The 20,985-nt window shown below is 72.2% G+C and carries 19 protein-coding genes and 1 pseudogene; 9 read left to right on the forward strand and 11 right to left on the reverse strand.

The window, feature by feature from the left end; all coding sequences use genetic code 11:
• The first annotated feature begins 80 nt into the window (after positions 1-80).
• On the forward strand, positions 81-707 hold the full coding sequence (locus ACWC94_RS18170; RefSeq protein WP_450797598.1) for a TetR/AcrR family transcriptional regulator: 627 nt from the start codon (positions 81-83) through the stop codon (positions 705-707).
• Positions 708-835: 128 nt separating this feature from the next.
• Here the strand turns inward: ACWC94_RS18170 and ACWC94_RS18175 are convergent, their stop codons facing one another.
• Both ACWC94_RS18175 and ACWC94_RS18180 read right to left on the reverse strand, forming a co-directional pair.
• Positions 836-1,120, reverse strand: a complete 285-nt coding sequence (locus tag ACWC94_RS18175) for a hypothetical protein (RefSeq protein ID WP_450797600.1) — start codon at positions 1,118-1,120, stop codon at positions 836-838.
• Between the two features lie 98 nt (positions 1,121-1,218).
• Entirely contained in the window at positions 1,219-2,355 is a 1,137-nt protein-coding gene (locus ACWC94_RS18180; protein WP_450797601.1) for a CapA family protein, read from the reverse strand.
• Between the two features lie 170 nt (positions 2,356-2,525).
• Here ACWC94_RS18180 and ACWC94_RS18185 point away from each other — a divergent pair.
• The 5 genes and pseudogenes from ACWC94_RS18185 to ACWC94_RS18205 all read left to right on the forward strand — a co-directional run bounded on the left by ACWC94_RS18185 (position 2,526) and on the right by ACWC94_RS18205 (position 6,023).
• Positions 2,526-3,305 (forward strand): annotated as a pseudogene (locus ACWC94_RS18185) (SAM-dependent methyltransferase).
• A gap of 12 nt (positions 3,306-3,317) precedes the next feature.
• The gene (locus tag ACWC94_RS18190) at positions 3,318-3,875 is read left to right on the forward strand and encodes a GNAT family N-acetyltransferase (protein ID WP_450797602.1); all 558 of its coding nucleotides are present in this window, start codon (positions 3,318-3,320) and stop codon (positions 3,873-3,875) included.
• A 106-nt stretch (positions 3,876-3,981) separates the two neighbouring features.
• Positions 3,982-4,494 carry a DUF2231 domain-containing protein gene (locus ACWC94_RS18195; RefSeq protein WP_450797604.1) on the forward strand — a complete coding sequence of 171 codons (513 nt, stop codon included), beginning with the start codon at positions 3,982-3,984 and terminating at the stop codon, positions 4,492-4,494.
• Between the two features lie 390 nt (positions 4,495-4,884).
• Positions 4,885-5,343: a cyclic nucleotide-binding domain-containing protein gene (locus ACWC94_RS18200; RefSeq protein WP_450797606.1), complete on the forward strand. Its 459-nt coding sequence runs from the start codon at positions 4,885-4,887 to the stop codon at positions 5,341-5,343.
• Positions 5,344-5,369: 26 nt separating this feature from the next.
• Positions 5,370-6,023, forward strand: coding sequence for a CBS domain-containing protein (locus tag ACWC94_RS18205; protein ID WP_450797607.1), 654 nt, complete (start codon positions 5,370-5,372; stop codon positions 6,021-6,023).
• A gap of 104 nt (positions 6,024-6,127) precedes the next feature.
• Here ACWC94_RS18205 and ACWC94_RS18210 read toward each other — a convergent pair whose 3' ends face one another.
• The 3 genes from ACWC94_RS18210 to ACWC94_RS18220 all read right to left on the reverse strand — a co-directional run bounded on the left by ACWC94_RS18210 (position 6,128) and on the right by ACWC94_RS18220 (position 10,008).
• The gene (locus ACWC94_RS18210; RefSeq protein ID WP_450797609.1) at positions 6,128-6,829 is read right to left on the reverse strand and encodes a CBS domain-containing protein; all 702 of its coding nucleotides are present in this window, start codon (positions 6,827-6,829) and stop codon (positions 6,128-6,130) included.
• A gap of 126 nt (positions 6,830-6,955) precedes the next feature.
• A complete protein-coding gene (locus ACWC94_RS18215) occupies positions 6,956-8,674 on the reverse strand; it encodes a sensor histidine kinase (protein WP_450797610.1) in 1,719 nt (572 codons plus the stop codon).
• 266 nt (positions 8,675-8,940) lie between these two features.
• On the reverse strand, positions 8,941-10,008 hold the full coding sequence (locus ACWC94_RS18220; RefSeq protein ID WP_450797611.1) for a zinc-dependent alcohol dehydrogenase family protein: 1,068 nt from the start codon (positions 10,006-10,008) through the stop codon (positions 8,941-8,943).
• Positions 10,009-10,256: 248 nt separating this feature from the next.
• Between ACWC94_RS18220 and ACWC94_RS18225 the strand changes: the two genes are divergently transcribed.
• Positions 10,257-10,652: an STAS domain-containing protein gene (locus tag ACWC94_RS18225; protein ID WP_450797613.1), complete on the forward strand. Its 396-nt coding sequence runs from the start codon at positions 10,257-10,259 to the stop codon at positions 10,650-10,652.
• 194 nt (positions 10,653-10,846) lie between these two features.
• On the opposite strand, the gene ACWC94_RS18230 is transcribed toward ACWC94_RS18225, so the two are convergent.
• Together ACWC94_RS18230 and ACWC94_RS18235 are read right to left on the reverse strand one after the other, a co-directional pair.
• Complete coding sequence (locus ACWC94_RS18230) at positions 10,847-11,746, reverse strand: universal stress protein (protein ID WP_450797614.1); 900 nt, start codon at positions 11,744-11,746, stop codon at positions 10,847-10,849.
• Between the two features lie 16 nt (positions 11,747-11,762).
• Positions 11,763-12,668, reverse strand: a complete 906-nt coding sequence (locus ACWC94_RS18235) for a universal stress protein (RefSeq protein WP_450797616.1) — start codon at positions 12,666-12,668, stop codon at positions 11,763-11,765.
• A gap of 197 nt (positions 12,669-12,865) precedes the next feature.
• On the opposite strand from ACWC94_RS18235, the gene ACWC94_RS18240 reads away from it, so the two are divergent.
• Positions 12,866-13,624 (forward strand): CBS domain-containing protein, encoded by a 759-nt coding sequence (locus ACWC94_RS18240; RefSeq protein WP_450797617.1) that lies wholly within the window; start codon positions 12,866-12,868, stop codon positions 13,622-13,624.
• Complete coding sequence (locus ACWC94_RS18245; RefSeq protein WP_450797618.1) at positions 13,621-14,322, forward strand: response regulator; 702 nt, start codon at positions 13,621-13,623, stop codon at positions 14,320-14,322. Before ACWC94_RS18240 ends, ACWC94_RS18245 begins: the two co-directional genes overlap by 4 nt.
• Positions 14,323-14,790: 468 nt before the next feature.
• On the opposite strand, the gene ACWC94_RS18250 is transcribed toward ACWC94_RS18245, so the two are convergent.
• From ACWC94_RS18250 to ACWC94_RS18265, 4 genes are all read right to left on the reverse strand, one after another.
• Positions 14,791-15,660: a winged helix-turn-helix transcriptional regulator gene (locus ACWC94_RS18250; RefSeq protein WP_450797619.1), complete on the reverse strand. Its 870-nt coding sequence runs from the start codon at positions 15,658-15,660 to the stop codon at positions 14,791-14,793.
• A 107-nt stretch (positions 15,661-15,767) separates the two neighbouring features.
• Positions 15,768-18,515: an alkaline phosphatase family protein gene (locus ACWC94_RS18255; protein ID WP_450797620.1), complete on the reverse strand. Its 2,748-nt coding sequence runs from the start codon at positions 18,513-18,515 to the stop codon at positions 15,768-15,770.
• Between the two features lie 4 nt (positions 18,516-18,519).
• The gene (locus tag ACWC94_RS18260) at positions 18,520-19,890 is read right to left on the reverse strand and encodes an ABC transporter permease (protein ID WP_450797621.1); all 1,371 of its coding nucleotides are present in this window, start codon (positions 19,888-19,890) and stop codon (positions 18,520-18,522) included.
• Positions 19,887-20,864, reverse strand: a complete 978-nt coding sequence (locus ACWC94_RS18265) for an ABC transporter ATP-binding protein (protein ID WP_450797622.1) — start codon at positions 20,862-20,864, stop codon at positions 19,887-19,889. Before ACWC94_RS18265 ends, ACWC94_RS18260 begins: the two co-directional genes overlap by 4 nt.
• Positions 20,865-20,985: the final 121 nt, after the last annotated feature.

Genomic DNA, 20,985 nt, shown 5'->3' on the forward strand with positions numbered 1-20,985 from the left:
CGGTGACTAACGGAGCTATAGTTCCGTTAGCAGTCACCAACGTAGCAGTGTGTGGCGATTAATGGAACTGGAGTGCCGTTATGTCTGGCGAGGCTGGGCCGGGAACCGTACGACCCGGAGGGCGCACGGCGCGTGTACGGGAGGCGGTGTTGCGGGCGGCCGAAGACGCCCTGACCGAACGGGGCTTCACGGGGCTCGACCTGGCCGACATCGCACGCCGAGCCGATGTGGGCAAGACGACCGTCTACCGCCGTTGGGGAACGGTGACGGGACTGGTGGCCGACCTTCTGCTGGACATGGCCGAGCAGTCCGCGCCGCGCACCGAGACCGGCTCACTGATCGGCGACCTGAAGGCCAACGCCCGTCTGGTGCAGCGAACCCTCACGGACCCCCGGCAGGGAGCGCTGTTCAAGGCGCTGATCGCCGCAGCCACGGGCGACGCGAAGACGGCCGCGGCCCTGCACCGCTTCTACGACACCCGCGTCGGAGAATGGGCCCCGTGCGTCCGACAGGCCGTCGAACGGGGCGAGGTACCCGAAGGCACCGACGCCCAGGAGGTGGTCCGCGCGGTCTCCGCCCCGCTCTACTACCACCTGCTCATCAGCGGCGGCCCGCTCGACGAGGCCGCCGCCGACCGGGCCGCCGAGGCCACCGCGGTCGCCGCGCGCGCGGGCGCGTTCGTACGGGACACAGAAGAGCCCGCGTAAGGGCAGCGGGTCGGGACCGAGGCCGCGCCCCACTGACGGGTGACCCGTCCCGGCATCCGCGCCTGAACGCCGCTTCGACGACCTCCTCTGCCGCGTTCAGGCATGCGCCCCCGGTCCCGCCGGCCCCCTCATCCGCCGAGTGCGGTCGCGTCCTGCCGCCTGCGTGTCCAGGGAGCGCCAGGGCGCCGGTGACGGTTGCGGTGGACGGCGCTCGTGGCCGCCATCGCCAGACCCAGACAGAAGATGAGCGCCAGCGCGAGACCGGAGCTGAACAGGGCCAGACCGTTCATGGCGGCGATGTCGTGGCCGAGGACGGAAACGGTGTACTCGGGCCCGCCGGACATGTTGCCGAGAATCGCCAGGGCGGTGAAGGCGCCAGTGCCCGCGAGCAGGAGCAGTCCGAGGAACAGCATCCGAGTCATCTCCTCAGGAAACGTCTGCCGACCGGACGGGTACCCGCGGCTCTCCGGCCCTACCGCCACCGCGGTGCGTGAGGCTCTCCCCGCTGAGGTCAGCGGCGGGACCCCGGTCCGGAGGCGGCGGCGCCGGGTGCGAGGCTGAGCATGCCGTCGGCCTCCACACCGATCCGTACGCCGCGGCTGATCCGGTCGAGGGTGGCGCGCAGCCAGGCGCGGTCCCGCTCCGCCGCGGGCTCCAGCCGCATCCGCCGCGCCCGCAGGGGGAACATCCGGGTGCCGGTCGTACAGCCGGTGTCCGCGTCCACCGAGACGAGGTAGCCGAGCCGGAGGTCGTCGCGGTACTCCTCGTAGCCCGAGATGCCCTCGTAGTCGTCGATGAAGTCGCCACAGCCGTAGAGGATCAGCCGGCCCCGGTACACCTCGACGGGGCGGGGGTGGTGCGAGGAGTGCCCGTGGACGATGTCGACGCCACCGTCGACCAGGGCGCGTGCGAACCGCGTCTGGTCCCGGGGGACGAGATAGCCCCAGTTGGATCCCCAGTGCACCGACACCACCACGATGTCGCCCGGCCGCTTCGACCGCCGCACGCGCTGGACGGCCGCCTCGGCAGCCGACGACGACAGCTCACGGACGTAGGCGACGCCGGGCCGGTCCGTCGTCGCGGCCCAGTCGGGCGGGATGCCGCTGGACAGCGCCCCGAGGGCGAGGACCAGGACGCGGCGGCCGGGACCGACGGGGACCGCTACGGGCGCGTGGGCCTCGTCGGCGTCGCGTCCCGCGCCCGCGGCCCGCAGCCCGGCACCAGCGAGCGAGTCCAGGGTTTCCTCCAGGCCCGGCCGGCCGAAGTCCAGCACATGGTTGTTGGACAGTACGCACACGTCGGGCCGGGCCACCGTCAGAGCGGGCAGGTTGGCCGGGTGCATCCGGTAGTGGACCGCCTTGCCCCGCGCGAACTCCGCACTCTCGGTGACAGCCGTCTCCAGATTCACGATCCGGGCGTCCGGTACGGACAGGTCGAGCAACCGCAGCGCCTCGCCCCACGGCCAGGCAGGGTCGACCGGCGCGGGGATCGGCCCGCTGACCGCTTCGGCCAGCTCCACGTACGACCGGGCGTCCGTCACGTACCCCTCGCGCAGCACCGGGCTCCCGGGGTGCGGAAGGATCTGGTCGACACCGCGCCCGAGCATCACGTCCCCGCACAGGAACAGCGTCACCACACCGCCGCCCATATCCCCACACTAAGCTCGTTCTTTCACACCCGCACCGTCAGCCCGCTCGTCGCGGTCCGCCGGCAGGGAACGCCAACCGGCAGGCGGGAAACGGGTGTTCGGACGCGGGTTGTCCCGTGAATGATCCACGCCACGACGGACAGTCACGACGGAAAAGACGGACACGGCTGATGACCGACCCCGCGACGACACCCGACGCAGCGACCCGTCAGATCGACACTTCGGTACCGCACTCCGCCCGTATCTGGAACTCCTCGTGGCAGCCGGGCCTTCCTGCGCCGCACCATCTCGTATCTGGTCCGTGAGGCGGGCATCCGGCGGTTCCTGGACGTCGGCACCGGTCTGCCCACCGCCGAGAACACGCACGAGGTCGCCCAGCGGCTCGCCCCCGGGGCACGGATCGTCTACGCCGACAACGACCCGACGGTCCTCGCGCACGCCCGCGCCCTGCTCCACTCGTCCCCCGAGGGTGCGACCGCCTACATCGACGCCGATGTGACCGACCCGGACCGCATCCTCGCGGCCGCCGCGCGGACACTCGACTTCGGCCGCCCCACCGCGCCGGTCCTGAGCAACATCCTCGGCCACGTCGCCGACCACGATCAGGCCCGCTCCATCGCCGCCCCGTCTTCGAGCAGGCCCAGGACGCCTACAACAACAGCGGTGCCGTCCCGTACGACCTGCGGACCGTCGACGAGATCGCCGCGTTCTTCGACGGCCTGGAGCTCATCGAGCCGGGCGTCGTGTCCGTCACGCAGTGGCGTCCGGAGCCGGGCTCGCCCGCCCCGGAGGTCATCGCCGAGCACGGAGGACTCGCCGCAAGCCGTAACGGGCAACCGGCCGAGCGCCGTTCACCGGCTGACCCGTGCTTGCGGCCGAGGCCGCCGGACGGCGCTCCCGGCCTGCTCCGAGGGTGGCGAAAGCCCTGGACGTCGCGCCTCGCACCATGATCGGATGACGCGATGACATCGTTCTGGAGGGGCGAGCGGATACGCCTGCGCGGTATCGAACCCGACGACTGGGCCGCGTTCATGCGGTTCGTCGAGGACGAGGAGCAGTTGGGAGACCTGCTGAACCCGCCGCGCTCCGCGGAGGGGTTCCGCACCTGGGCCAAGGAGCAGGCCGTCGCCACACCCGGCGGTGACTGCTTCCAACTCGCCATCGAGGCCGTCGACTCGGGGGAACTGGTCGGCGCTGTCGGCTCGTACCACGCCGACCCACGCGCGGGCTGGTTCGAGTACGGCATCACGATCGGCGCGGAACACCGGCGCAAGGGCTATGCGGCCCAGGCCGCCGTACTGCTGCTGCGCTTCATGTTCGCCGAGCGGCGTTTCCACCGGTGCGAAGCACGGATCTTCGCGCACAACGCGGCTTCGCTCGCCTTGCACCAGCGGTTGGGGTTCGTCGAGGAGGGCCGGCTGCGTGATCGCGTGTTCCTCTCCGGCCGGCACCGCGATCTCGTCGTGATGGGTCTGCTCTCGGAGGAGTTCGCCCGACGGCACCCGGTACCCGAGGCATGATCACGGTCGTGAGCGGCGACACCGTTCCTGCCGCGCACGGGCTGAGAGGCAACTGAGAGGTTGCTGTGCCAGGCTGGCGCGCCCTCACCCCCTCTGGAGCCCCCTGATGAATCTGGTCAACGGACTGCCCACCCATGTCCTGCTGGTCCATGTGGTCGTCGTGCTGATCCCCCTCACCGCGCTGGCCCTGGTGACGGCCGCGCTGTGGCCGCGGGCCGCCCGGCGGCTGGGTCCCCTGCTGCCGCTGCTCGCTCTTGTGGCCCTGGTCAGCGTTCCGCTGACCACGCACGCCGGGGAGTGGCTCGAACAGCATGTGGACGACGACGCACTGGTACGCCGGCACACCGAGCTGGGCGACGGGCTGCTGCCGTGGGCGCTGGGTCTGTTCCTGCTGGCGGCGCTCGTGTGGTGGGCGGGGCGCAGTGCTCCCGCGCGGTCCGGACACGGCGGCGCCGCGCGCTGGTCCGCACTCCCCGTGCGGATCGTCGTGGGCGTGCTCTCGCTGGCCGTCGCGGTGGGGGCGGTCGTGGACGTCTACCGGATCGGCGACTCGGGGGCGAAGGCCGCGTGGCACGACGCCTACTCCAAGACGGCGACGCGGTCACAGGGCGGCTCCTGACGCGCGCGGACGGCCGCGCGGCGCAGCCGGTGCGCCGTCGCGGAGCACCGCTGCCGTGGCACCGGCCTCGCCCGTGACCTGCGCCGAGGAGGCGACGCCGCTCCACTGAAGTACCGCCGCCTGTCGAGGGCCCTGCACGAAATGACGTGCGGGGCCCTCGATGCGTGCGCTGAGCGGACGGGAAGGTATCTCGGGGCGCGGGACCGGCCGGCCGACGGCGCGCTCGCACTGCGGTGCCGGGACCAGCCGTGCTCCGTGAGGCGGCCATCCGGTGGCTCCGGCGCCGCAGAGTGGGCCGAAGGACCCCCCGGTCGGGCCCTGGCGGCCCGTGGTGCGGTGGGCCGGACGGGACCAGGCTGGAAGCACAAACCCCTGAAGGGAGCCGGTGCGATGACCTCCACCACCACCATGACCACGGCTCTGGAGCCCGTGCACCGCGAACGGCTGATGCGCCTCGCCCGCGAGGTCTCCTTCGAGGCCGGGGCCCGCCTGTTCGAGGAGGGCCGGCGCGCCGACCGGTTCTGGATCATTCGCACCGGCACCGTCGCCCTCGACCTGCATGTGCCCGGCCGTCGGCCCGCCGTGATCGAGACCCTGGGCCACGGCGAACTCATCGGCTGGTCCTGGCACTTCCCGCCGCACATCTGGCACCTGGGCGCCGAGGCGATGAGCCCGGTGCGGGCCTGGGAATTCGATGCCGAGGCGGTCCGGGCCATGTGCGCCGAGGACGCCGAGTTCGGCCGGGCGGCAGCGTGCTGGGTCGGACGGGTGGTCGCCCAGCGGCTGCACGCCTCCCGGATCCGCTTGCTCGATCTGTACGCCCCCTACGGCAGCGGCGACCTGATATGACCGCTCGTCCGTGTGGGGAGGAGTCCATGCGGATCGGCCCGCACCGGGTCGGTGACGTGATGACGCGCGCCGTCGTCGCGGTGGGCCGCGGCGCCCTGTTCAAGGACATCGTGGATCGCATGGAGCAGTGGCGGGTCAGCGCCCTTCCCGTGCTGGAGGGCGACGGCCGGGTGATCGGGCTCGTGTCCGAGGCCGATCTGCTGCCCAAGGAGGAGTTCCGCGACAGCGATCCGGACCGTCTCACCCAGTCGCGCCGGCTGTCCGACCTGGCCAAGGCCGGGGCGGTGACCGCCGAGGAGCTGATGAACACGCCGGCCGTCACCGTGCACGCCGACGCCACGCTTCCCGAAGCCGCGCGCATCATGGCCCTGCGACACGTCAAGCGGCTGCCCGTGGTGAACTCCGAGGGCGTACTCGAAGGCCTGGTCAGCAGACGGGATCTGCTCAAGGTGTTCCTGCGCCCGGACGACGACCTGGCCGACGAGATCCGGCGTGAGGTGATCGATGTGCTGTTCCCCGCTCCGGTCGAGCCCGTGCACATCATGGTCGACGACGGTGTGGTGACGCTCACCGGCCGGGTCCGGGACGCCGCCCGGATCCCGCTCGCCGGCCGCCTGGTGCGAGGCGTCGAGGGTGTGGTGGGCGTGGACTGCCGGCTCACCACACCCCGCGAGGGGTGACACCGCGGAGGACGCCGCGCGCACGGCGCATGCGGCCGTCGGCGGTGCGGCCGTCAGAGGATGCACCGCAGAAGGATGAACCGCGCGGCCACGCCCTCGCGCCGTCACACCGTGCGAGCCCGGCCGGCCTCCGGGAGGTCGGGGTCGAGGTCCGGGTGGCGGGGCCGTCCGACCAGCGCGCAGTGGACGTCGACCACGCCCGGCACGGACCGGGCGAGCCGGGCGGCCAGCGGGATCAGGGGAGTCTCACGGACCCGCCCGGCGAGCGTGACGACACCGTCGTGCACCTCGACCAGGATCGCTTCGGTGTGCGGTCCGAAGAGCCGTACGACGACCTCTCGCCGCACCTCCCCGGCGATGTCCACGTCGTCCCGCAGGAACACCTTCAGCAGGTCGGAGCGGCTGACGATGCCCTTCAGGGTGCCGTCACGGCCGACGACCGGCAGCCGCTTGACCCGGGTGCGGGCCATGATGCGGGCGGCGTGGGCGAGCGGGGCGTCCGGCGCCACGGTGACGGCCGGGACGGTCATCAACTCGCCCGCGGTCACCGCGTCCGCCTTGCCCGCGTCGGCGAGACGGCCCGCCGGCCCGTACCGCCCGACAGCACCGTCGCCGTACTCCTCCTTGCACAGCAGATCGGCCTCCGACACGACGCCGACGACGACGCCGACGTCGTTCAGCACCGGGAGGGCGCTGATCCGCCACTCACGCATGACCTTCACGATGTCCTTGAAGGGCGCGCCGGTGCGCAGGGCGACGACCCGGTGTGTCATCACGTCGCTCACGACGGTCGGAGTGCCGTTCATGGTGTCCTCCATGGGCTCGGCTGCCGCCATCGGACACCTTCAGGCTGCGGCTTCGGGCCGTCCGGGTCATGGGCCGAGTGGGCCCCAGACGCTACCCCGCCGGCCCCTCACCGAGCGCGCGACCGCCTACTCCCGGGCCAGCGGGGCGTGCCACTCCAGCGTGGTCCCAGCGTGGTCACGGGTGGCCAGTTCCAGATGCCCGCCGAGTTGTTCCGCCCGCTCGGCCATGTTCCGCAGTCCGCTGCGCCGGCCGTCGGCCGGGATGCCCACCCCGTTGTCCGAGACCTTCAGGCGGACCTCGCGGCCGTCGGTGGTCAGTGCCACGTCGGCCCGGTCGGCGCGGGCGTGCCGGGCGACGTTGGTCAGGGCCTCGGAGAGCACCGCGACGACGTGGTCGGCGATGTCGCGCGGCACATCGGTGTCGAGCAGGCCTTCCATGCGCACACTGGGTGCGAAGCCCAGGACCGCCGCGGTCTCACCGGCCACGTGGACGACCCTGGCGCGCAGCCCGGTGCCGCTGCCGCCCTCTCGGGCGCGCAGCCCGAAGATCGCCGACCTGATGATCTTGATGGTCTCGTCCAGGTCGTCCACGGCCCGCAGCACCCGCTCGGACGCCTCCGGGTGCTCGATGAACCGGCCGGCGCTCTGCAGGGTCATCCCGGTGGCGAAGAGTCGCTGGATGGCCAGGTCGTGGAGGTCCCTGGCGATCCGGTCGCGGTCCTGGAGCACCGCGATCCGCTGGGCGTCCTGCCGGCGCTCGGCCAGTTCCATCGCGATCGCGGCCTGCGCGGCGAACCCCAGCAGTGTCTCGGTCTCCTTGGGGGTGTACACCGGCCGGCCGACCTCGCGGGCCAGCAGCACCACACCGCGCGCGCCGCCCTCGCCGGTGCCGATGGGGACGGCCACGGCGGGGCCGAGCCCCGCGAAGCGCGGGGGTTCGGGAGAGATCCGCTCGTCGTGGCCGACGTCGTCGCTGGCGACCGGGGCGGCGGTGGAGAACGCCAGTCCCATCAGGGTGTCGTGCAGGGGCAGCACCAGTCCCCGGTGCGCCTCCGCGTCCACTCCGACAGCGATCTCCACGCTGAGCGAACCGCTGCCCTCCAGGGGTCTCGCGACCGCGGCCAGGGCCGAGCCGGAGATCTCCCGGGCGCGTTCGGCGATCAGGCCGAGCGCGTCGTCGGGATCGCTGCCGGACATCAGGCGGTGGGTGATCTCCGCGTTCGCCCGCAGCCAGCGCTCGCGCAGCCGGGACTCCTCGTACAGGCGGGCGTTGTCGATGGCGACGCCGGCCGCCACGGCCAGCGTGGAGAGGACCGACTCGTCCTCTTCGTCGAACTGGACCCCGCCCCGCTTCTCGGTCAGGTACAGGTTGCCGAAGATCTGGTCGCGGACCCGGATCGGCACGCCCAGGAAGCTGTTCATCGGCGGGTGGTGGGCCGGGAAGCCGTACGAGGCGGAGTGCTGGGAGATCTTCTCCAGGCGCAGGGGCTCGGGATGGCGGATCAGCTCACCGAGGATGCCGTGCCCCTCCGGGAAGGAGCCGATTTCGGCGATCTGGCCGTCGGTGACGCCGACGGTGTGGAACGCCGACAAGGTGTTGCCGTCGGGCCCGATGACGCCGAGGGCCGCGTATTCGGCGTCCACCAGCGCCGCGGCCGCCTCGACGATGGAGTGCAGGGCCTGTTCCAGGTCCAGTTCGCGGCCGACGGAGAGCACCGCTCCCAGCAGGCTGTGCACACGGTCGCGGGTGCCCCGGGCGGCATCGATCCTGGCCTGCAGTTCCTCCAGCAGTTCATCGAGCTTCAGCTGCGGCAGCAGTACGCGGAGCTCCTCCGGGGTTCCCACCGTGCTCCTCCCGGTCCCTCGGCGTACGGGCCCGACGCCGATGGGACGTCCCCACTGTATCCCTCCGCCATGGGCACGGTCAGCCGAAGAGGCGGCCGGCCACCGCACCGGGACGACCTTGGCCGCGCCCGCCCTGCGGGGGCGGCCGGCCCCCTCGGGAGGACCGGGAACGCCTTCCCGGCGATCCGCTCCGCGGCCGGCGCCGGACGGTGCGGCCGGGCGGCGGCCCGGATCACCCGGGGGCGGTTCGGGCCGGTCCTGCCGGGTCAGGCCGCGGGAACGGCCAAGTCGTGCCGCTCCCCGCCGAGCACGACCTTGAGCGCGCCCGTCTCGGCGGCCTTGGCGAAGACCTCGTAGGCCTCCTCCATGTGCTCCAACGGGAAGGTGTGGGTGATCAGTTGCCGGGTGGGGAGCCGGCCGGCGGCGGCCATCCGCAGCAGCGTCGGGGTGGAGTAGGTGTCCACCAGGCCCGTCGTGATGGTCACGTTCTTGATCCACAGGTCTTCCAGGTGCAGGGTGGCCGGCCGGCCGTGCACGCCGACGTTGGCCACGTGGCCCCCCGGTCGCACCATGCGTGTGCACAGCTCGAAGCTCTCGGGGACGCCGACCGCCTCGATGACCACGTCCGCGCCGAGTCCGTCGGTCAGGTCGGCGACCAGCTGGCCGGGAGCCTCGTGGACGTCCGCGACCGCGTCGGCGCCGAGCCGGTGGGCGGCCTCCAGCCGGGCCGGGGCCAGGTCCACGGCGATGATCCGCTCGGGGGCGAAGAGGCGTGCCGTGGTGATGGCCGCGAGTCCGACGGGGCCGACGCCGACGATGGCCACGGTGTCGCCGGGCCGTACCCGTCCGTTGAGGACTCCCACCTCGTAGGACGTCGGGAAGATGTCCGCGAGCAGGACGGCGTCCTCGCTGCGTACGGCGCCGGGCAGCGGATGGACGGAGAGGTCCGCGTGGGGGACGCGGACGTACTCGGCCTGCGTGCCGTCGATCAGGTGGCCGAGGATCCAGCCACCGCCGCCCCGGCACTGGCCGTAGCTGCGCTCCCGGCAGAAGCGGCACCGGCCGCAGGAGGTGATGCAGGACATCAGTACCCGGTCACCGGGCCGCACGCTGCGCACGTCGTCACCGGCCTCGACGATCTCCCCGACCGCCTCATGGCCGAGTACCGTGCCGGGTCGCACCTCGGGCACGTCGCCCTTGAGGATGTGCAGGTCCGTCCCGCAGATCGTCACGACGCCGACCTTCACGATGGCGTCCGTCGGCTCCTTGATGCCGGGATCCGGGACGTCCTGCCAGGACGCCTGTCCGGGACCCCGGAAGACAAAGCCCTTCATGGCGTTCCTCACCGTCTTCGGTCGGTCCATCGCGGGATCGGCGGTCTCGGGCACGGCCTGGAGCCCGCCCGTTCAGCTTCGCCGGAGGACGAACGGCTCCGCTTGGGCCGCAAGGCCCTCGCGCCCGGCCGGTCGGCGCCCACCGCGGGTGCGCGGTCCCCGCGCACGGCGCGGGTGGCCCGGACGGACCGAAGGCGGGGGCCGGATGGCCCTTCCGCCCGGTCCGGCGGCGCGGGTTCGCTCTTCTCATGTCCGAGAACGACACCGCTCACCTGCCGGACCGTCACACCGCACGGGAAGTGGTCGTGGCCCACGGTGTGGCGGACGGGACGACCTTCGTGTCCCTGCGGGGCGAGATAGATGTGCTGACCGCGTCGACGCTGGCGGAACGACTCGATGCGCTCACGGCCGGTTCACGCCCCGATCTGGTGCTGGACCTGCGGTTGGTCACCTTCATCGACTGCACCGGGCTCGGTGTCCTGTGCCGTGCGCGCAACCGGACACTCGCGCGGCGGGGCCGGCTGCGCCTGGTCACGGAGAGCGCCGGCTTCCGGCGGATGCTCCGGGCCACGGGACTCGGGGGCGTCTTCGAGGTGCACCCCCGGCTCCCGCTGCCTCTGCCAGGGGTCAGCGGCTCCTCGTGACGGCGACGTGCCGCCCGGGGCGGTGGCCCGCGCCGCACCCGTGCCGACAGAAGACGTGTTGCGCGCAGCAGCACGCGCACCGGCGCCCCGTCACAGCCGCGCGCCTGCGGCGAACAGCACGCGGGGGGGGCTCGGACAGCACCAGGGGGCAGTCGTCCGGAGTCCGTGCTGTACGGGAGATCCCGTCCGGTGTGTCAGGAGAATTCGGGTACGACGGCCACCGGGCACGCGGCGTGGTGCAGCACCCCGTGGGCGACGGAGCCGAGGTGGGGTATGTGGTGACCGTGCCGGCGCCGGGAACCGACGACGAGCAGGTCGGCTTCGTAGGACGCGGAGATCAGCGCGTCGCGGGGGTGGCCCTCGACGGTGCGGCGCTCCACTTCGAGGCCGGCCGGTGCGTCGCGCAGCGCTTCCTCCACCACCTCGACGGCTTCCCGCTGCTCGAGACGTGCCGGCTCGCCGACGAGCCGGGGGCGCCCGCGGAGGGGGTCCGGGGGAAGGTGACCGGTGGTCGCGTGCGCGGGGCGACGCCAAGCCCGTACGGCTTCCAGGGCCACGCCCCGCAGCCGCGCCTCCTCGGTCGCGAACCGTACGGCCGCCGAGCCCGCCGGTTTCTCGCCGACGCCGAGGACGACACGGCCGTGGATCCCGGCGCGGGCCTGGTTGTCGTGGCTGCCGCGCAGCACGATCACCGGGCAGTGGGCGCGCCCTGCGACCGTCAGGCTGACCGAGCCGAGGAGCGCCTCGGCGATCCGGCTGCGCCCTCGGCACCCCAGGACCATGGCGAGGGCGGTGCGGCTCTCCCGTACGAGTCCGTACTCCGGCTCCTCGGGCAGCACATCGGTGGTGATCTCCAGGCCCGGCTGGCGGAGCTGTGCGCGGTGGCGGGCGACGCCGACGACGTCCAGGGCCATGACCTCCTCCACCGGTTTGTCCAGCTCCTGCGCGAGCAGGGCGCCTTCGTAGCGTTCCCAGAGCGAGGCGTGGACCAGCCGGAGTGACGCCCCGCGCAGGGCGGCCTCGTCGGCCGCCCAGTCCACGGCCCGCAGACCCGGCTCGGAGCCGTCCACGCCGACCACGATCAATGAGTTCATCGGTCTCACCTGTGTGTCAGTCATGCGCGACCACGGCCACGGGCGCGACGACGTGGTGCAGAACGGCGTGGGTGACATGGCCGATGTGCGCACCGAGAGGGCTGCTGCGGATGCGCCGGCCGACGACGACCAGCGAAGCGTCGCGGGAGGCGGCGACGAGGACCTGTGCGGCGCTGCCGCAGTGGCTCGCCTCGGTCACCTCGACGTCGGGGAACTTCTGCCGCCAGGGCCGCAGTACCTCGGTCAGCCCGGTGGCCTGCCGGCGCGCGAGCGAGCCGTAGAGTTCCGCGTCGCCGTAGAAGCGGTAGAAGGAGGTGGGCGGCGCGCTCCAGCCGTGCACGACCGTGAGGGACGCGCCCCGGCGCGCGGCGGCGTCGAAGGCGAACTCGAGGAGCGTCCCGGCCGGGTCCGCGATGTCGAGGCCGACGACGACGGGGCGGAAGGCGGTCGCGGCCGACGGCACACCCGCGGGATCCGTCCTGTGTTCGTCGGCGGCCTGCTCTCCGGCCCGGACCAGCACCACCGGGTGCGCGGCGTGGGCGATGACGGACAGGCTGACCGAGCCGACCATGAACCCGCCGATCCCGCCCAAGCCCCGTGAGCCGAGCACCAGGAGCTCCGCGGCGTCCGCCGCCTCGGCCAGCGCCTGCGCCGGGGTGCCGGTGACGCGGCCGGTGATCACCTCTACACCAGGGTGGCGCAGCCGGATGCCCTCCGCCGCCTCGACCGGGATCCTCTCGGACCAGTCCTGGCCGGTCTCGGCGCCGAGCAGAGGGGCCTGGGCCACGGGCACGGGCACGGGCTCGAAGACGTGCAGGATCTTCAACGGCAGGGCGCGCAGCCGCGCTTCACGGGCCGCCCATTCGGCGGCGGCCCGGCTTTCGGGAGAGTCGTCGAGACCTACGGTGATGGTTCGGGCCATGGCGCCCACCTCCCCGGACGAGTGATCCGATACCAGCGTGCTGACGCCGCCGTCGCGGGGTCAGGGGCCGCAGGTCCCTGGGCCGGGCCGACCGGCCCTGGTGTCCGGGATCCATGGGCCGGGTGGCCCCTGGCCACGGCTTCCGCACCGGCACAGGCTGGTCGTGGCAGGACCGACGCCGACCTCTCGGAGTCATCATGTACGGCACCCCGCGCCTCGTCAGCGATGTCATGACCCAGACGGTCGCCGCCATCGGCCCGCGGGCTCCCTTCAAGCAGATCGTGCAGCTGATGCAGGACTGGCGGGTCAGCGCCCTGCCGGTGATCGAGGGCGAGGGGCGGGTGGTCGGCGTGGTCTCCGAGGCCGACCTGCTGCCCAAGGAGGAACTCCGGGACGACCCCGTCACGGGCGACCTCCGGCCGCGTCGGCCGGTCGACGTCGTGAAGGCCGGCGCGCTCACCGCGGGAGACCTCATGTCCTCCCCGGCCGTCACCGTCCGGGCCGGCGCCACCCTCGCCGAGGCCGCGCGCGCCATGGCACACGCGGGGGTCAAGAGACTGCCGGTGGTGGACGAGGCGGATCTGCTGGCGGGCGTCGTCAGCCGCGCCGACCTGCTCAAGGTCTTCCTGCGCGACGACGAGGACATCGCCGAGGAGGTCCGGCGGGAGCTCGTGTCGTACCTCTTCCCGCCGCCGGCCTCGGCCGTCCAGGTGGAGGTCCACGACGGCGTCGCCACGCTGACGGGCCGCCTGCGCGACACCTCTCTCGTCCCGGTGGCCGCGCGCCTGGTGCGGGCCGTCGAGGGGGTGGTGGACGTGCGGTTCGACCTGGCGCGCGGCGACCGTGGAGTGACTGGGGCCGGTCGGCCCCTGGTGCGGAGGCGGCCGACACGTGATGATCGGCCGCATGGACAGTCCGCAGTCTGTCCGCCCCCGGGGAACGAGAGGTCCCGATGACCGAGCCACGCACCTTCAGCGAGCAGGACCCGATCCGCGTGTTCCTGCTGGATGATCACGAGGTCGTGCGACGTGGGCTGACCGACCTGCTCGACGCCGAACCGGACATCCGCGTGGTGGGCGACGCCGACACCGCCGAGCACGCACTCACCCGGGGCCCCGCGCTGCGTCCGCACGTCGCCGTGCTCGACGTCCGCCTGCCCGACGGTGACGGCATCACGGTCTGCCGGGAACTGCGCGACAGCATGCCGGAACTGGCGTGCCTGATGCTGACCTCGTTCGACGACGAGGAAGCCCTGCTGGACGCGATCATGGCCGGAGCCTCCGGATACGTCCTGAAGCAGATCAAGGGTTCCGACCTGGTCTCGGCGGTCCGCACCGTCGCCTCGGGGCAGTCGATGCTGGACCCCGCGACCACGGCGCGCCTCATGCGCTCCCTGCGGGCCGACCCGGCCGGGGCTTCCTCGGTGCCGCCGGAGCTGGCCGGCCTGTCGCCCCGGGAACGGGACATCCTCGCCCTGATCGGTGACGGCCTGACCAACCGCGAGATCGGCAAGAGGCTGTACCTGTCGGAGAAGACCGTCAAGAACCACATCTCACGGCTGCTGTCCAAGCTGGGTGTCCAGCGCCGGGTGCAGGCGGCGGTCCTCGCCTCCCATCTGGAGCCCCAGGGCTCAGCGGGGCACTCGGAGCGCTGAGCCGGGCCCCGGGCGCGGTCGGCGGCCCGGGGGGGGGCGCGGTGGTGCCGTTCGACCCCGCTGGACCGGGTACCCGGTCCAGTGACGCCGGAAGCGGCCGTCTCCGTGTCGAGGAGGGACAATGGCGGGACGATGAACAGGCGGAACAGGAACAAGCGCAGCCGCGTCGACCCCCGTGCCGGGCGCGCCCGCTGCGGTGCCCGTCTGCCGTCGGGCACGAAAGCGCGGCGATCGGCCGCACAGCCGGTCGTCGGCTCCGTCCGTGTCAGGGCCCGCGGCGCGGACGGCGAGTGTCTGCTGCTGCCGGACGGCACTTGGCGGCGCGTCGAAACCCTCAGGGTGCGGAGTCTGTTCGGCTGAGAGCGGGGCGTACCGGCCGAGCGGCGCGCGGGCCTGCGCCGGGCACGCACCACGTCCAGGAGGACACAGCCACTCTCGGAGCCGGCCCCGGTGCGACCCCGAGGGGGCTCAGGTCGCAGGTCGGGCGCAGTCCGCGGCCAGGCGCAGGGTCTGGGTCACCGCGTGCGGGATGTCGACGACCGGGAAGAGCGCGTGCCGCACGACGCGCTCGGCGTCGACGATGAGGATCAGCCGTTTGTGCCGCAGTCGTCCCGCGCCACGGAACGTCGGCAGCCGCAAAGCGGCGGCCAGCTGGTTCCGGGCGTCGGAGAGGAGGTCGTACGGCAGCCCCTCGGTTCGCGCGAAGTCGGCCTGTTCGTAAGGGAGTTGGGTGCTGATGCCGCGCACCTCCACGCCCGACCGCCGGAACTTCGGCCAGGCGTCCCGGAAGAGCCGGTTCTCCAGTGTGCAGCCTGCGGCGCCGGGGATCGCCTCGGACCACTCGACTCCCGTGCCGGGGTAGGTGAAGAGCACGGTCGCGGCCGCGTCCGGGGCGACCAGGGGCAGGACGGCGCCCCGCGCGCCCGGCAGCCGGAGTCCCTCGGGTACGCGGGTGCCGGGCAGGGCGTGCACTCGGGCGTGTTCGGCGCTGTCCTCCGCGGCCGTCCCGGTGACGCTGCCGTCGCCCAGCACCCAGCGGTCACCCCAGTCCTGCATGGCGACGAGCAGCGGCAACAGCGCGACTCCGGCGTCCGTGAGCAGGTACTCGTAGCGCTCCGGCCGGCGCTGGTAGATGCTCCGGTGCAGGACGCCCTGGGCGACGAGCCGGCCGAGCCGCTCGGTGAGGACCTTGCGGGACAGGCCGATCTCCGCGGCGAGCGCGTCGAAACGGACGTGCCCGCGAGCGACTTCCCGCAGCACCAGCACGTTCCACCAGTCCCCCAGGACCAGGGCGGCCTGGGCGATGCCGCAGGTCTCGTCGGCGTCTCGCATCCTCATGCACCCATAGTAGGTTCCCTTTCGGGACTCACCGTGGCCGGGCGGACAGCGGGCCCCCTGGCAGGCGGTGCGGCCGGCCAGGGGACCTCGAGGGGGGCGGGCGTGGGTCAGCCGTCGGACTCCGGCGACGGAAGGTACGCACCCGGCACGTCGTTCGGGGCGTAGATCTTCTTCTCACCGGGGTACGGCTTGGCCCAGTTGTGCGTCTGGTACCACGTCAAGTGGTTCATCTGCGCGGGGTTGGCGAAGTCGGGTATGGCGTGGGGGCCGGTCAGGCGCTGCTTCGCCTTCCAGGCGTCCCACTCGGCAGCGAGCCTCTGCTTGTCCGCCGGGACCTTGGCCGACGGCACGGCCGCCGCGCTCGGGTTCTGCGGCGCGGGGGTGTCCACGCCGCAGGTGGGCGGGGTCTTCAGGCCGTCGGTCAGCGAGGTCCGGTTGGGCAGCGCGGTGAACGGCGTGAAGTCCGGGCGCCAGGTGAAGGCGCGGGTCATGGGGGTGGCCGCGCTGTCCTTCTGGTTCATCGGGTGGATCCCGAGGATCTGCTCGATGGTCCGGATCAGCGTGATCTGGGAGTAGTAGTGGTGGTCGACGGTGCCGTGCCGGGCCCAGGGGCTGATGATCTGGATCGGGGCACGATGGCCGTCGACGTGGTCGAGGCCGGCCTGGGAGTCGTCCTCGGCGACGAAGATCGCCGAGTCCTTCCAGTACGGGCTGTGGGAGATCTCGTCGACCATCCTGCCGACCGCGAGGTCGTTGTCCGCCACCTGGGCCGCCGGGCTCGCCGGGCCACCGGTGTGGTCGTTGGAGAACCAGAACATGTTCAGGTTCGCCGGTCCGTTCTTCTCGAAGTCCTGCTTCCAGATCTCGTACTTGTAGATGTCGGGGACGTCGAGGTCGAACATCGGGAAACCGGGCGCGGACACGGCGTTGAGCGAGGGGATCGCCGAGCCCGTCTGAATGGGGTAGGCGGTCGTCCGACCGGTCGCGTCCATGTCCTTGGCGTCGCAGTACAGGTTCTGCCAGGTCGCGTCGGCCGGCTTGCTCTCGATCGACTGGAACTCGCCGAAGTCCCGCACCGTCTTCCCGGCCGCCTGCGCACCGGTCCAGATGAAGCCGGACTTCTGGTGGCCGAGGGCGTCGTTCTCGGTGTCGTAGCTGCGCTGGTACTCACCGGCCGAGGACTCGGTGTACTCCGGGTCGTCGGCCTGCATCAGCCAGTTGTGGCCCTCGGCGGAGTTCGTGCCGATGTCGTACGTGTTGTCGTACAGGCCGAACTGCCTGGCCAGCGCGTGCTGGTTCGGCGTCACGTTCTCGCCGAACTGCGTCACCGACGGGTCGCCGTTGCCCTCGGGCATGTCACCGTAGACCTGGTCGTAGGTCCGGTTCTCCTTGACGATCAGGAAGACGTGCTTGATCGTCGAGGGGTCGCCGAGCCGTGCCGGGACCGGTATCGGGCGGGCGTGGCCCTTGCCCTTGGCCAGCTCGACCGAGCCGGGGGTCCAGCCGTTCTGCCGGAAGACCTTGACCGTCTCGGACCTGATGACGCTGTCGTCCGGCAGCGTGAACTGCTGCACGCTCGACGTCGTGTCGTGGGTGCCGTGCCCGGCGGGGTTGTTCGGGCGGCGGGCGTCGATACCACGGGTGTTGGAGACCAGCACCTGGTCGCCGACGGTCGTGATCTCCGCCGGGAAGTAGTCCGTCGGGAGCAGACCGACGAGACCGACCGGCTCCAGCGGGCTCCTGTAACGGTAGACGGCGACCGCGTTGGCGCGGCCGAGCGTCACCAGCAGACGACCGTCGTCGGTGAGCGTCACCGCGTTGGGCTCGTAGCCCACCGACGCCTCGGGCCACGGCTGGGTCGAGATGGTCTGTACGACCTTGTCCCGGGCGGTGTCGATGACCGACACGTCGTTGCTGGCCGTGTTGGTGACGAACAGGGCCCTGCCCCTGGCGTACAGGGCGGTCGGGTGCAGACCGACGTCGATGCTCGCGGGGTCCGCGGTCGGGTTCGCCAGGTCGATGACGCTGACCGTGCCGGTGGTGGTGGCACCGGTCTCCGGGTCGGCCGGCACCTGTGTTCCGTACGAGTTCATGGTCGTGTCGTCGGAACGGGCCGGGCGTCCGCCCTCGTTGCTGACGTAGAGTTTGCCGCCGGCCAGGACCATGTCGCGCGGAGCGTTGCCCACGGGCCAGCTCTGCTTGACGGCTCCGGTCGCCGCGTCGATGGCGACCACCCGGTTCTGGCCGTTGACCGCGGAGTACACGGTGGAGCCGTCGGGCGAGAACACGGCCTGACCGACCAGCGCGCGCTTGGCTCCGTCCGCCGGGATCTTGACCGGCGTCGGGTTGGCGACCGTGCCGTCCGGGTTGACCGTGAACCTGGTGTAGCCGTCGGTCTGGCCCAGCCACAGCTGCTTGCCGTCGGGCGAGTACGTCGGGCCTTCCTGGCCCACGGAGTTGCTGCTGAGGCGCGGGGTCGACGACGCGGCGGTGCCGACGACCTGCTGCACCTTCCAGTTCTGCACGTCGACGACGGCCAGTGCGCTGCCGCCGTCGGTGACCGCGGCGGCGAGGTGGGTGCCGTCCGGGCTGACCGAGGACGACATGATCTTGCCGTTGTTGAGGACGAGGCGGTCGCCGTACGGGGCGATGTACTGGTCGCTGGAGATGACCTGGCCGTGATCGGTCACCTGGCCGACCTGGTCGGTGCCGAACTGGCACGTCTGGGCGTAACCGATGCCGGCGGTGACGGCGAGGACGACCGCGGTGGCGCCGGCCGTGAGGGTGCTCCGACGGCCCGTCCGTCTACCGGGAACCGTCTTCCCGGCGCGGCGGCGGTTGCGGGTTACCTGCATGAAGTCATCCCTTCGAGGTGCGAAGAAGTCCGACGTTGCCGTCGAACTGCCAAAGCGGGTTCGGTGCGTCCCCGGTGGGGGTCCGCACCAGGAAGTAGCCGTTCACTTCCTTCGGTCCGTCGCCGTCGGCCACGAACCGCCCGTCCGAGGTGACGTCGAGCTGGTACACGGCCGTCCCGGTGGCCTCGACGCCGGGCAGGTGCCAGGAGACGACGCAACGCCAGTCGTTGCCGGGTCCCTCGGCGGCGACCCTGACGCTGCCCTTGTCGCACGCCGCCGTGGCCTTCAGCTGCGCTTCGGTGACGGCAGGGCGGTTGAGCTGCCCGGTCTGCATGCGATAGAGGTGGGCGAACTCCGTGGCGAGCGAGCGTTGCACCTTGTCCTGCGAGATCCCGGAGCCCGTGGCCCCGGTCGCCGCCGCCACCACGGCGACCGTCGCGGCGACCAGCCCGGCGAGCGGCAGAAGCCCGGCGGTGACCGCGCGGCGCCCCGAGCCGTCGTCGGTCAGGTTGGTGAAGTCCCGCCGCAGGAAGAGGAAATGGGCCAGCGCAGTGGCGGTCACGGCCCACACCAGGCTGACACCGATGCCGGTCAGGAGCGGGCCGAGCTGTGCGGGGCTGGTGAACAGACCGTTCCAGGCGATGAACGCCCAGCTGGGCAGGGCGAGTCGTACGGCGACGGGCAGGGGCAGCATCTGGGCGAGCTGCAGCACGAGGGCGACGACCGCCGGCAGCAGCAGTCCCATCGGGGACCGTCCCAGGACGACGGACCCGAGGAGGCCGATCCCGGCGAGGGCCAGGGTGGGGGCGAGGACGCAGGCCCAGGCGAGCAGCACCTTGCCGGCGGCGTCCCCCGGGGTCAGCAGGTGGCCGTCGAGGCCGACCAGTGGCCGGTTGCCGACCGCCGCGAGTCCGCCGACCGTACTGGAAGCGGCCAGCCCGAGCACCAGCAGCAGGATCACGGTGAGGCTCGCCAGCGCCTTCGCGGCGAAGATCCGACGCGGCGAGCGGACCGCCACCAGCAGGTGACGCCAGGTGCCCAGCCGGTCCTCCGAGGCGAACACGTCACCGGCGACCACGGAGGTCAGCAGCGGGAGCGCCCAGGTGCCCGAGAAACCGAGGATCACCAGGGGCCCGGCCCACCCCGTGGCGAGCATCCAGCGGCCGAAGAGCGTGTCGGAGGGGAGGGTGCTCTGCTGACTCACTCCGGCGACGAAGAGCGCCGGTGCGATCCAGCAGGCGAGCACCAGCAGCCGGATCCGCCATTGCGAGACGAGCTTGACCAGTTCGAAGCGGTAGCCGCGGGCCACCGAGACACGGCCGGCACCGGCGGCGGGGCGGGGGGCCACGGCGGTGGGGGTTGTGGTCGCGGTCATCGGCCGGCCTCCCGTGGCCGGGTCTGCGGCTGGGCCGTGGCGTCCTGTTGCTCGGTCAGGGCCAGGAAGGCGGCCTCGAGGGGGGAGACCACGGGGGCGAGTTCGCGCAGGGCGACGCCCGACTGCACGAGCCGTGCCACCAGTCCGTCGAGGTCGGGCACGAGCGCGCGTACGACGAGCGCGTCGCCCCCCTGGCGCCTTCCCGTGCCGTCGGCCACCTGGATCCCGGGCGTCTCGGCGGCCAGTCGGCGGGCTGCCCGCGGGTCGGAGGTGACCAGGCGGTAGTCGAGTTCACGGTTCTCGGCGGCCAGCTTGCCCAGGGGACCCGAGAAGACGACCCGTCCGGTGGCGAGGATGGTGACCTCGGAGCACAGTGCCTCGAGGTCGTCCATGCGGTGACTCGACAGCACGACGCCCGTGCCTTCCGCCGCGAGCCCGCTCAGCACACCGTGCACGTGTTTCTTGCCGGCCGGGTCGAGGCCGTTGGACGGCTCGTCGAGCACGAGGACCCGCGGCTTGGTGAGCAACGCGGCGCCCAGACCGAGCCGTTGGCGCATGCCCAGGGAGAAGCCGCGGACCCGGTCGTCGGCGACATCGGTCAGCCCGACCCGGCCGAGCACGTCGTCGATGCCCGCCGTCCGCGCGTCCTGGCCGCGCAGAGCGGCCAGCGCGGCGAGATTCTGCCGGGCGGTGAGCGAAGGGTACAGGCCCGGCCCGTCCACGAACCCGGCGACACCGTCGGGAGCGGTGAACGTCCGGCCCACCGGCGTCCCGAGGATCTCCAGGTGGCCGGTGTCGGCCACGGCCAGGCCGAGCAGGAGCCCGAGGAGTGTCGTCTTGCCGGCACCGTTCGGTCCGACCAGGCCGTGGATCTGCCCCTGCGCCACATCCAGATCGATGCCGTCGAGTGCGACGACGTCACCGAAACACTTGGTGATCCCGCGAGCCCGGACCGCGAGGAGTGAGTCGTTCATGAACCCCTTCTTTCCGCAACCTCAAGGAGGCTAGGGAGAGCACACAACACTCACAGGGATTCCCAGTTGAACGGTCAGGGAACGGCAGACAACAGCCGTTCGCCATGCCAATAGACGGTAA

The organism is Streptomyces sp. NPDC001135 (genome assembly GCF_053598395.1).

Bases quoted from the DNA above. Each gene is read 5' to 3' on its own strand.
- ACWC94_RS18235 (WP_450797616.1), bottom strand. From the start codon at position 12,668: ATGGCCCGAACCATCACCGTAGGTCTCGACGACTCTCCCGAAAGCCGG.
- ACWC94_RS18230 (WP_450797614.1), bottom strand. From the start codon at position 11,746: ATGAACTCATTGATCGTGGTCGGCGTGGACGGCTCCGAGCCGGGTCTG.
- ACWC94_RS18220 (WP_450797611.1), bottom strand. From the start codon at position 10,008: ATGAAGGGCTTTGTCTTCCGGGGTCCCGGACAGGCGTCCTGGCAGGAC.
- ACWC94_RS18200 (WP_450797606.1), top strand. From the start codon at position 4,885: ATGACCTCCACCACCACCATGACCACGGCTCTGGAGCCCGTGCACCGC.
- ACWC94_RS18170 (WP_450797598.1), top strand. From the start codon at position 81: ATGTCTGGCGAGGCTGGGCCGGGAACCGTACGACCCGGAGGGCGCACG.
- ACWC94_RS18175 (WP_450797600.1), bottom strand. From the start codon at position 1,120: ATGCTGTTCCTCGGACTGCTCCTGCTCGCGGGCACTGGCGCCTTCACC.
- ACWC94_RS18265 (WP_450797622.1), bottom strand. From the start codon at position 20,864: ATGAACGACTCACTCCTCGCGGTCCGGGCTCGCGGGATCACCAAGTGT.
- ACWC94_RS18180 (WP_450797601.1), bottom strand. From the start codon at position 2,355: ATGGGCGGCGGTGTGGTGACGCTGTTCCTGTGCGGGGACGTGATGCTC.
- ACWC94_RS18240 (WP_450797617.1), top strand. From the start codon at position 12,866: ATGTACGGCACCCCGCGCCTCGTCAGCGATGTCATGACCCAGACGGTC.
- ACWC94_RS18225 (WP_450797613.1), top strand. From the start codon at position 10,257: ATGTCCGAGAACGACACCGCTCACCTGCCGGACCGTCACACCGCACGG.
- ACWC94_RS18260 (WP_450797621.1), bottom strand. From the start codon at position 19,890: ATGACCGCGACCACAACCCCCACCGCCGTGGCCCCCCGCCCCGCCGCC.
- ACWC94_RS18210 (WP_450797609.1), bottom strand. From the start codon at position 6,829: ATGAACGGCACTCCGACCGTCGTGAGCGACGTGATGACACACCGGGTC.
- ACWC94_RS18250 (WP_450797619.1), bottom strand. From the start codon at position 15,660: ATGAGGATGCGAGACGCCGACGAGACCTGCGGCATCGCCCAGGCCGCC.
- ACWC94_RS18205 (WP_450797607.1), top strand. From the start codon at position 5,370: ATGCGGATCGGCCCGCACCGGGTCGGTGACGTGATGACGCGCGCCGTC.
- ACWC94_RS18195 (WP_450797604.1), top strand. From the start codon at position 3,982: ATGAATCTGGTCAACGGACTGCCCACCCATGTCCTGCTGGTCCATGTG.
- ACWC94_RS18245 (WP_450797618.1), top strand. From the start codon at position 13,621: ATGACCGAGCCACGCACCTTCAGCGAGCAGGACCCGATCCGCGTGTTC.
- ACWC94_RS18190 (WP_450797602.1), top strand. From the start codon at position 3,318: ATGACATCGTTCTGGAGGGGCGAGCGGATACGCCTGCGCGGTATCGAA.
- ACWC94_RS18255 (WP_450797620.1), bottom strand. From the start codon at position 18,515: ATGCAGGTAACCCGCAACCGCCGCCGCGCCGGGAAGACGGTTCCCGGT.